The organism is Enterococcus sp. LJL51, from assembly GCF_054871795.1.
In genome coordinates, this window is the sequence record NZ_JBTXLW010000005.1 from 219,126 (window position 1) to 228,785 (window position 9,660).

The 9,660-nt window shown below is 32.5% G+C and carries 17 protein-coding genes; all 17 read right to left on the reverse strand.

What is annotated here, in order from left to right; translation table 11 throughout:
- Positions 1-33: 33 nt before the first annotated feature.
- Positions 34-324, reverse strand: a complete 291-nt coding sequence (locus tag ACYSNQ_RS07495; protein ID WP_426082280.1) for a hypothetical protein — start codon at positions 322-324, stop codon at positions 34-36.
- Positions 325-348: 24 nt separating this feature from the next.
- The gene (locus tag ACYSNQ_RS07500; protein ID WP_426082281.1) at positions 349-720 is read right to left on the reverse strand and encodes a hypothetical protein; all 372 of its coding nucleotides are present in this window, start codon (positions 718-720) and stop codon (positions 349-351) included.
- A gap of 124 nt (positions 721-844) precedes the next feature.
- On the reverse strand, positions 845-1,171 hold the full coding sequence (locus tag ACYSNQ_RS07505; RefSeq protein ID WP_426082283.1) for a hypothetical protein: 327 nt from the start codon (positions 1,169-1,171) through the stop codon (positions 845-847).
- A gap of 131 nt (positions 1,172-1,302) precedes the next feature.
- Entirely contained in the window at positions 1,303-2,208 is a 906-nt protein-coding gene (locus tag ACYSNQ_RS07510; RefSeq protein ID WP_426082284.1) for a class I SAM-dependent methyltransferase, read from the reverse strand.
- A gap of 505 nt (positions 2,209-2,713) precedes the next feature.
- Positions 2,714-3,106: a hypothetical protein gene (locus tag ACYSNQ_RS07515; RefSeq protein ID WP_426082285.1), complete on the reverse strand. Its 393-nt coding sequence runs from the start codon at positions 3,104-3,106 to the stop codon at positions 2,714-2,716.
- 144 nt (positions 3,107-3,250) lie between these two features.
- On the reverse strand, positions 3,251-3,592 hold the full coding sequence (locus ACYSNQ_RS07520; protein WP_426082287.1) for a hypothetical protein: 342 nt from the start codon (positions 3,590-3,592) through the stop codon (positions 3,251-3,253).
- Between the two features lie 313 nt (positions 3,593-3,905).
- Positions 3,906-4,214: a hypothetical protein gene (locus ACYSNQ_RS07525; protein WP_426082288.1), complete on the reverse strand. Its 309-nt coding sequence runs from the start codon at positions 4,212-4,214 to the stop codon at positions 3,906-3,908.
- A 482-nt stretch (positions 4,215-4,696) separates the two neighbouring features.
- A complete protein-coding gene (locus ACYSNQ_RS07530; RefSeq protein ID WP_426082290.1) occupies positions 4,697-5,188 on the reverse strand; it encodes a hypothetical protein in 492 nt (163 codons plus the stop codon).
- Positions 5,189-5,364: 176 nt separating this feature from the next.
- Positions 5,365-5,685, reverse strand: a complete 321-nt coding sequence (locus tag ACYSNQ_RS07535) for a hypothetical protein (RefSeq protein WP_426082292.1) — start codon at positions 5,683-5,685, stop codon at positions 5,365-5,367.
- Positions 5,686-5,854: 169 nt separating this feature from the next.
- Positions 5,855-6,202 (reverse strand): hypothetical protein, encoded by a 348-nt coding sequence (locus ACYSNQ_RS07540; protein ID WP_426082293.1) that lies wholly within the window; start codon positions 6,200-6,202, stop codon positions 5,855-5,857.
- Positions 6,203-6,209: 7 nt separating this feature from the next.
- Positions 6,210-6,518: a hypothetical protein gene (locus ACYSNQ_RS07545; protein WP_426082294.1), complete on the reverse strand. Its 309-nt coding sequence runs from the start codon at positions 6,516-6,518 to the stop codon at positions 6,210-6,212.
- Positions 6,502-7,260, reverse strand: coding sequence for a hypothetical protein (locus ACYSNQ_RS07550; RefSeq protein ID WP_426082295.1), 759 nt, complete (start codon positions 7,258-7,260; stop codon positions 6,502-6,504). The genes ACYSNQ_RS07545 and ACYSNQ_RS07550 overlap by 17 nt, the downstream gene beginning before the upstream one ends.
- A gap of 236 nt (positions 7,261-7,496) precedes the next feature.
- Positions 7,497-7,880, reverse strand: coding sequence for a hypothetical protein (locus ACYSNQ_RS07555; RefSeq protein WP_426082296.1), 384 nt, complete (start codon positions 7,878-7,880; stop codon positions 7,497-7,499).
- A 396-nt stretch (positions 7,881-8,276) separates the two neighbouring features.
- Positions 8,277-8,600: a hypothetical protein gene (locus ACYSNQ_RS07560; RefSeq protein WP_426082297.1), complete on the reverse strand. Its 324-nt coding sequence runs from the start codon at positions 8,598-8,600 to the stop codon at positions 8,277-8,279.
- Positions 8,601-8,761: 161 nt separating this feature from the next.
- The gene (locus ACYSNQ_RS07565) at positions 8,762-9,013 is read right to left on the reverse strand and encodes a hypothetical protein (protein WP_426082298.1); all 252 of its coding nucleotides are present in this window, start codon (positions 9,011-9,013) and stop codon (positions 8,762-8,764) included.
- Positions 9,014-9,044: 31 nt separating this feature from the next.
- On the reverse strand, positions 9,045-9,308 hold the full coding sequence (locus ACYSNQ_RS07570; protein ID WP_426082299.1) for a hypothetical protein: 264 nt from the start codon (positions 9,306-9,308) through the stop codon (positions 9,045-9,047).
- Between the two features lie 38 nt (positions 9,309-9,346).
- The coding region (locus tag ACYSNQ_RS07575; RefSeq protein ID WP_426082300.1) for a transposase at positions 9,347-9,660 on the reverse strand (314 nt) is incomplete at its 5' end.

Genomic DNA, 9,660 nt, shown 5'->3' on the forward strand with positions numbered 1-9,660 from the left:
TAATTACGCCGCAAAATAAAAAGAGTTTCTATGCTATTTTTTTAAATACTCCCTCGTATAAGGTGTCTCCTCTATTATCAACTCATCACCACTTTTTCTAATTATTAATGTAGCTTTAGACATAGTTTCTTGATCGTTTATAAGACCATTTGGTTTTACATCACTCGGTTGAAGAAAACCACATTCATTATAACTTAGACTAAATCGTTGTTTTTCTAATTTATTAATTGATAACTTATTCTCTCTACAATAGTCACTAACAAACTCTATTGCTAAAGCTTTCTGCAGTTCTTCTTCCATCTTCCATTTATCTATTTTTTTCATTTTCATTCTCCTATACTAATTGAATCATTCGCCATTATCTAATGATTTAAGTAATTCTTTTCCCATTTTCCGACATTTTTCCCACTCTTCAGAATTTTTAACAGCATCGTCGTCCCATAAATCTTTGTCTAGTCCCATCTGTTCTAGCATGAGTTTGATTTTGCTCATTAACTCCATCTGCTTCTTTGTTATCCATTCATGTTCATATAATATTTCTGCTCTCACAAAATCTGTATACAAAAAATCAGAAGCTAATTCATCAGAGAGAACTGCATTTTTTAAATGTTGACTTTGCTTATTAAAATCACTTGAAAAAAATTTTATTCCCCCAATAAAAAAATCATATATCTTTGATAATTCTTCTATATCGTAGTTCATACTTTTAACACCTTTCAATAGGGTACATCCCAATTCCCAAATCTTTAAAGTCAATTTTAGCTCGACTACTTCCCTTGCTCTTCGACACTAGCTAAGTCACTATCAATAGATAATTCGTGTAACTTCCAGTCTGTTCGCTGATTCATTTCCAATCTTCCAATAACGAGTCCACTCTTTCTTTTTCCACTGGTTTTGCATTATTGTATTGTTCCATTTGCCCCAAGGCTTTTAATCCAGCTGTACCTATGTGACTTAATAAATAGCCATTGGCATAAAACTTATCATCATCTTTAAATGACATTTCCAACAAATATTTTTTTACCTCACAAGTATCTATACTATTCATCGAAATATATCCAACAATATGATACATCAGTAATGTATCTTCAATCGTTAAATAAGCTTCAATTTCCTTTGTTGACAACTCTTTATTTCTAAGTTGCTCTAATATTTTATAGGTTGATTTCAAATCTATCTCTCCTCATTTGAAAAAGGCTTTGATGTATTCCGTATTGAATGACGTTATCACTAAATATTCTCATAACCGTGGGTCGCTCATACTTAGAACTAAAATGAAATCCATCTTTGTGACATAAATTTTTATCCCGGTTTCACGTAATTATAAATATGGCCTCTTTCCAACTCACTAAACAATAAGCCCTTTTCCAATCTGTATTTGCTGTGATACCAATCAAAATGAATACCATCAGCTACCGAATGACTATACTCAAATCCTGTTTCAAGGATTTCACGTTCTATGGATTCAACAGTCATCGCCTTCTTTTCATTTTCAATCATCATTTTTTTAAGATCACCGCTGAAGTTAAGTGTTGAGAGTATCCCACCTTTTTTCAACACTCTGTACGCTTCCTTAAAAAGAATCGACGCCATCGAATTTTTTGATTCTTTATCTTGAATATGAACGATATCATAAAGCAAAATCACATCTATACTATTATCAGGAAAATCAAGCGCTGAAGCTCCATTTGTATGAATAGTTTTGATGTTATGGATTGCATATCTCTGTTCTTTTTCCTTGATCCACTTCAATGCTTTCGCGTCACAATCTACTGCAAACACTTCGCCTGTTTGTTCTAATGCCAGCGAGCAGCCAATTGTATAGTGCCCATACCCGCAACCGAAATCAATCACACGTGCATCTTTTTTCATACCAACCTTTTGCATTAATGATTTGCATGTTGTTGTTTCCCAAGCTAAAACCTGTCCGTGAATCCCTTCCTGTTTTTCTTCGTTATTATCAATAGATTCAAGGGTAAATGAAGTGGGTGCACCTAAGCCTATATCTTTTTTTATTTTACTGATAATATGCAGATAGAAGCCATCCATCTTACAGAGTAGATTACATATGTAAGTTTTATCATTAATTGTTACACGTACCTTTTGTGTTGTCTCCTTCTCTAATCCTGCAGCTGCTTCAGCAGGTATCTTCATCAACAATCGGCCACTATCAACAGCCGGTATTACAGCATCAAATGTTATTCTCATTTAACTTTCCCTCTCCTCTTTTCTTAAAAACCGTCTAATCTGGTGATATTATCCATAAATTTTCATCAAGTCCCTACCTCATCGTACATAACGATCCACGCCGTCTTCTTTCAGTTTGCACTTGGACTAGCCAGCTGCTTGTTATCTCAGTCAAACCAATATTCAAAGCTGGCTTTAGAGCATTCGGTTCTGGAAACAGCTTAGAAGAAAACGCATGGATGGACAATCACTTCTGTTTTAAATAACCAATACTGAATTTTATAAGAAATCATCACTCAATGTGGTTGAAGGTATTGATTTTTTTATGAAAGTAATGTGGATATCTTAATTTTTATGTATTAAAAGGTATTAGCTTTTGATTCGCTAATACCTCCTCAATAACATTAGAAATTTGTTAAATACTAATTCCATTAATAGAAAAACACTGCATTTTTCGTACAATAATCACAAGTTGTTTTTTTAGCCATTGGCAGCTTGATTAACAAGTGATAGAGTGTCTTTTTTATTAAATACTAATCTTATATTTTGATTCAATTCTTTTTAATAAGGTATCTTCATTTCCATAGCTATTGCCAATCCGCTCTGTTAAATCTTGTCCATACTCTTCTCTAATTCTATTATCCCATTCCAACATACACTTATTAACTCCTTCATGTTGTTTAACAGAACATCTTACAATTAAAGGATATATCCAATCTACATTATCGCAATCAATACAAATAAAATATTGTCTATTTTCTTCATAGCTGATAAAAAGATTTTCTGCATTATTCTTTTCCTTAAACTTAAATACTTTTTGTAGTTTATCATTATCATATTTTATTCCCATAATTTGTGATAGGTCTGTCATTATTTCAAAAAGATAATCATTTGCGAAATATATTTCGTATTGATACATATTTAACCTCCAAATTATTTTTTGTATTTTATAACAAAATTTATATTAGGAAATATTCGTTCAAGTTAATTAATAAGTACCTGTATACTATTCAAAGCTTTACTAACTAATGCCAATCAGATGGCATAATTTTTTCCTATATTACTAAAAATCTGATGGTTCTGTATATTCAATATGGTCATCTGATAAACCTTCTGGAAACTGTTCTTTTGGATATTCTCTTTCTAAAAGTTCGTTAAAGTTTTTTATTGTTTCACTCAATGCTTCCTGCTGAGTTTTACCAAAACCAACAGCAGACTCTGGGTAATTATCATCAGACCTCAATTTTATATTAATATCTGTATAACCAGAGAAAGTGCCTGATTTATCTTCATAAATTTTTACTTTCATTTTACCAAACGGAAGAATTCCTATCATCCAAATATTATATTCACCAACACATCGCTCAATTTTTGAAACATTCTTTAAAGATAACTTTTTCCACACAACTTTACTCTCCTTTTTATTGTTTTCCAAATAATATTATCTTTCCTATTGGTTTATGAAAATCAATGTATTTACCATTTTTGTAATACCTTACTATGTTAGAAATTGAAATATTACTCAAGTGAATTGTCATTTAAATCACTAAACCTTTTTTATCATATTAACGTTTTTCCAAACACTTATTATACTAGTAGAAAAAATTTAAATTTCTGTAGAATAAATATAGCTTTGTTAACAACTAGTAATTGTATACTCTCTATCAAGGATTTCTGATTTGACTGGTAATCCAGTAACAGAGTGCCATTTTGTATGTTTATTTTTTTAATGCTTTCTCAGCATATAAAATATCAACAGATAAATCTAAATCTGAAAATTTTTTCTCTAACTCTTTGAGTAAACTAATAAATTCTTTGCTCTGCAAGTTCTCAGAAATATCTTCAAAAACCTCACTTATCCATTCTATTTGCTTTCTCGAAGCCATTGCTAAATATTCATTTGTTTCTTTTTTATTTTTTGAAAAAATCTCGATTAATTCTTCCCAAATTCTGTTAACTTTTGGCTCATCTGGTAATAATTTTATTCTTTCTTCTAGTAATATTTTTACTTTTTCTGAATTGATCATTTCAAAACCTTCCTAACCTAAATTAAAATCTTCATTTTATTTGGAATTATTGTTGAAAGTTTGTCATTTTTTTCATTCATGTAAAATATTTCTAATTATATTTTTCTCTAATATAGCTTTCAAACAGCTACTTTGCCAAATCTCAATCCTTAGTCGTCTAATATTATGCATGCATTTCTATTAGTTAAGGGATTCGCGTTTTTTATGCTAAAGCAATCCAAACAGTCCTACTATCTTTGATTGCATTATTTAATATTCCACAAATTATTTTTAGAATTAATTTAGACTATATATATCTCAACTCGTTTATATCTAAACCTTGAAATTGATTTAGTGTACTTTTTTATCTTTTATTTCCCAAAGGCTTTCCTCGTACCAACCTGAATCAAGATGATAATATAAAGCTAGCCCTTCCCAACCATGTGCTGTGGGTTGAATCAATTCTATAATGTCATTATTGTCAACCTTGTAATCAAATTTTTTTATTTAACACTTTTAGTTATTAAAACTCCTCCTAAAGTATTTTTCAAATCCAACCTATCACAAATTGCATTTACCATTTCTTTTTCATTATCAACACTGATATGTTTATCAATTTCATCTCCATTTTTTACAAAAAAGACGATGAAGTCAGGTAATGCATAAACTTTTCTAAAAAAATTAAGCAGTTTATTATCAATTAATTCCGACTTTTCTTTATTAACAGCCCACTCCAAGTCTTTAATTAGCTCATGCTCACCTAATAATCTAAATCCAATATAGTTATCAGTTATCTCAGCATTGTTCATAAATAGGGCATATGATTTTTTAAAAAAATTTATATCCTCTTTTTTCTTGAAAATTAATTCTTCATTAAATGAAAATTGCTGTGGATCTTGTGAAAACCATTCATTCCCCCAATGAACAAGTATTTCAGTTAATCCCAAAGCAATAATATATTCCTCTTTGATAAATAAATCCACCGAATATTCCATAACACACCACCTCTTTTTTTATTTTGGAAAATGGAATGTTTCCACTCCTCCACGTATCCAACGTTTTTGAACCCAATCGTAAGTAAAAACATGTTGATGAACATCAGGATGATCTTGGGGTTGTCCATGATTTCCCCAATGCACTTCACTTAAGGGTACATCATACCCATCCACTTTTAGCCATGATCCATTAAATTCAGCTGTCTGTATACTTCACCAGTTTTAGAACTAGCTTTCCCGCCCAAAATAGTGTGAGGACGACCTTCTGCTAGAGGATCTGGTAAAGGTATTTCATTTCCCACCTCACCATGCTTATTAAGAGGAATAGGATTTCCGTCTATATCTTTTGGATAATCATATGGAGAATCGTCCACTGTCCCACTGACTTTCTCATATGATATATTCTCTTTTATTACCTGATCACCAGTTTTCTTATCCTTCAACACCACATCGTCCACAGTCAATGGATGTCCTGCATAATACGCTGCGATACTCACCTGAGCAATACTGCTCAATACGATGGACCAACTCTGGATTTTTTCTTATCTATATTTTAAAAAGGCTAAAGCACTGCCAAAAGACAGTGCTTGGATACAACTATAAACTATAAACTATAAAAAACAGCATATCAACAAGTAGCTAATTCTACATAACTTAAGTAACAACTTAATACCCCAATGATTCAAGTAATTCTTTTCCTATTTCTCGACATTTTTTCCACTCTATAGAATTTTTCACAGCAGCATCACTCCATAAATTTTTCTCTAAACTCATCTGCTCTAATATGGATTTAATTTTTTTCATTAAATCCATTTGCGTTTCTGTTATCCATTCATTTTCACATAATATTTCTGCTCTCACAAAATCCGTGTGCAAAAAATCGGAGGCTAATTCATCAGAAAGAGCTGCATGTTTTAAATTTTGGCTCTGCTTATTAAAATCACTGGAAAAAAATTTCATTCCATTGATAAAAAGTTCATATATCTTCGATAATTCCTCTATATCATACCTCATAATTTTATCACCTTTCAATATGGTAAGTCTTAACTCCTAATTTTTTGAAATCCAGTTCATATCTGCCATTAGAGTAAATTCTTACAACTGGTTCATTTGGAGCAGAAACCTTATAATATGGAAACTCACCATGATGACCTTTTCCCGGATGATATTGAACATAGCGTGAACTTCCACTAGTTCCAACTGGCGGATTCATACTATATCCTCCCCCTTCATCAAAAGAGATTCCGGCATATCTTCCATCTTTTAGCGGAGTAACTGTCCACCCCTGATTTTTTAATAAATCGACAATATCCTTAGGATTTTTTTCCAAGTAAAAAGCTTGGTGTATCAAAAATTTCATCAATAGTAACTGGATTTTTCCATCTAACATTATCAATTCCATACTGTTCTTTAAAATAATTATTCCAATCGTTCCCAGATACTGGATTTTCTGCACCAAAATCTGTTTTAGTGTTAACAGTTCCCTTATCCTTCAACACCACATCATCCGCAGTCAACGGATGTCCTGCATAATACGCTGCGATACTTACTTGAGCAATACTGCTCAATACGATGGACCAGCGCTGGGCTTTTTCTACATCAGTTAGAGGACGTCCAGTGTCGTAATCCACCCCTTCACGCAGTTCTATGGCTAGGCGGCTCATTTGATCTATATCGTTGCCCCGCTTAATTTCACGCCCATACAAATCAAATTCTTTTTCCGCCCATTCCCTATAGGCTTCGTTTACCTTATAATCATCCGCTGAAATATACGGTGGATTTTCCAGCCACATCCAGCTTTTCATTCCATATAAATCAACCTGAACGTATCTTCTGGTTTTCAGCTTCTCATCAAGGTCCATGCCTTCTTCTTTTAGTTTGCGCTTGCGCCAGTCGGCTGCCTTTTCTGCAATCGTTGTCGCCCAGTCCATATTCATACGGGACATATCAAAGACACCGTATTCTGCATTGTAGGCACTGCCGCTTTTGATTTGCGCCAAACCAGTATTCACCGCTGCCTTTAGAGCATTCACTTCTGTAAACAGCATAGAAGAAAACGCATGGAAGGTCAATCACTTTTGTTCCCAGTGACCAGCACTGAGTTTATTAAGAGAGCAATATAAATATCTTGTTTTTTTACATACCAAAAGGTATCAGCTTTTGATTCGCTAATACCTCCTCAATAACACCAAAAAATTTGCTAAATACTAATTCTATTAATAGAAAAACACTACACTTTTGTAAAATAAATACAGCTAGCATTTTTGTTATCCATTGATAACTTAAGGACATCTAATAGTAAAAAGAATTATTTACCTAATAAAAAATCTAACTCTTCGTTTGTCCATTTTTGATGTATCAATTTCTTGATTTCATCAGACAATTGCAAAATTTCTTTCCATTCTGATGCTGTTTTTACTGCTTTTACATGCCATAAAACTTCTCCTCTTTCGAGTTCTAAAAGCTTTGTTTGTAGCTGTTTACTTAGAAGAGAAATATTTCTATCAATTATATCATTTTCTTCTAATACTTCCCGTGTATATTGACTAAAAGAAGCTGGATAATCAATCGCTAATTCTTCAAATATTTGATGTTTGATTTCTTTATCTTCTAAATTAATTATTTTCATACCTAATCTATTTAAAGAAGAAAGGTAGTATTTAAAAGACTGTTCTATTGTTAGTTTTTTCATTTATCTCATCTCACTTATCTCTTAGTATGATAGTTGCTTTGTCATCATGTGTACGTATATACGTATCATCAACTAGCTTGACTCTTCCCGTAGAGCCTTTTATCCAACTGAGCCAAATCAAATTAACTCCCTTATCTACTAACAGTTAAAATAGACAAAGCGCACTTACCTCAACTGGTAGAAACACACTTTGCTTATAAAATATTTATACAGATGACGAAGTTCAATATATACCTTTCCTATTTCACCCTCAGAATCTATTAAACTGGTAAGCGAGACCTAAATTTTTCATCATAAACTAGCTTGTGTCTGACAACTAATCAAATACCAATTGTTCTAAAATAGTTTCGATAAACTTTCATCGTTTTCAAAGCTAAAAGCTCATTAAAATCTTTATTATGAAAAAGCACCTAGCACTATGTTCTTTTCTTCATCATTCAACAAATCAAAATACTCTGTAGTACCTAATTCTCTTAGTGTTGCTATCGCAACAAACTTGATAGTTACTCCAGGCAATCCCTTAGTTAAAGCTATATCTTTTCCAGTTGCTATTTTTGTTATTTTTTCAATAAGCAATATATCTTGAATTTTGTTTTCTGCAATTACCGAAAGGGTATTATACAGTACACCATCATTATCATGTGATAAATAATTAAATAAATCTTCAGTAGAGTATTCACCACTTTTTAGTTTCTTATCAATTTTATACCACGGTTCCATAAAGTATCTTCCTTTCAAGTTTTTAATATCCTAAAATGGCTTTTCTTTCTATGTAAATAAAGGTATTAGTTTTTAAATTACTAGTACCTTTCGTCAAACTAATTCAAGACTTTATCAATTGATTACCCGTCTCATGATAAAATACCTTTTTATTTCTACATTTATCTTTCTACAGAAGTTCTATCTGGAAATTTCCCGTCTTCTCGATAAAGTATCTGTCCTATTCTTTGAGTTGCCCATTGTACATACATTTTATCCGGAATTTTTTCATCATCAACTTTTTGCAAAAGAAATGTTTTCTTTTCGATTTTATTATATTCAATTTTTCCTAATCTATTTTCATTAGGACCAATACTATATACAACTCTTTTTTCGTCTTCAAAATCCTTAACCATTAACATATAAATTGCCATATCTTCTTATTCCTCCCAAGGTATCCATGTTCTACCTGATTCCACCAGTTTCATGAACAGCCCCACTAGTTCCCTTATCCTTCAACACCACATCATCCACAGTCAACGGATGTCCTGCATAATACGCTGCGATACTCACTTGAGCAATACTGCTCAATACGATGGACCAGCGCTGGGCTTTTTCTACATCAGTTAGAGGACGTCCGGTGTCGTAATCCACCCCTTCACGCAGCTCTATGGCTAAGCGGCTCATTTCATCTATATCGTTGCCCCGCTTAATTTCACGCCCATACAAATCAAATTCTTTTTCCGCCCATTCCCTATAGGCTTCGTTTACCTTGTAATCGGGAGTGGGACATAATCCACTCTCAAAAAGAAAATAAGCTCGATTTTGATGATGAATGTCAAAATCGGGCTTGTTTTTTTTTCTTCCCTTCTCTTTCTCTCCATATATTTTCCTAATTTTCTTAGATTTAGTGCCATGAGAGCCAAACCAACATCAATCTTCGCTCCTTGTTTTCCACGTAAATGGAAACGATGGAACGCCAAATGAGCCTTTAGATGCCCAAACACTGGTTCTACATCGATTTTCCGTTGTCGATAAATCGAACCTGTTTTTTCATCTGAAAGCTTCTTCTTGCATTCTG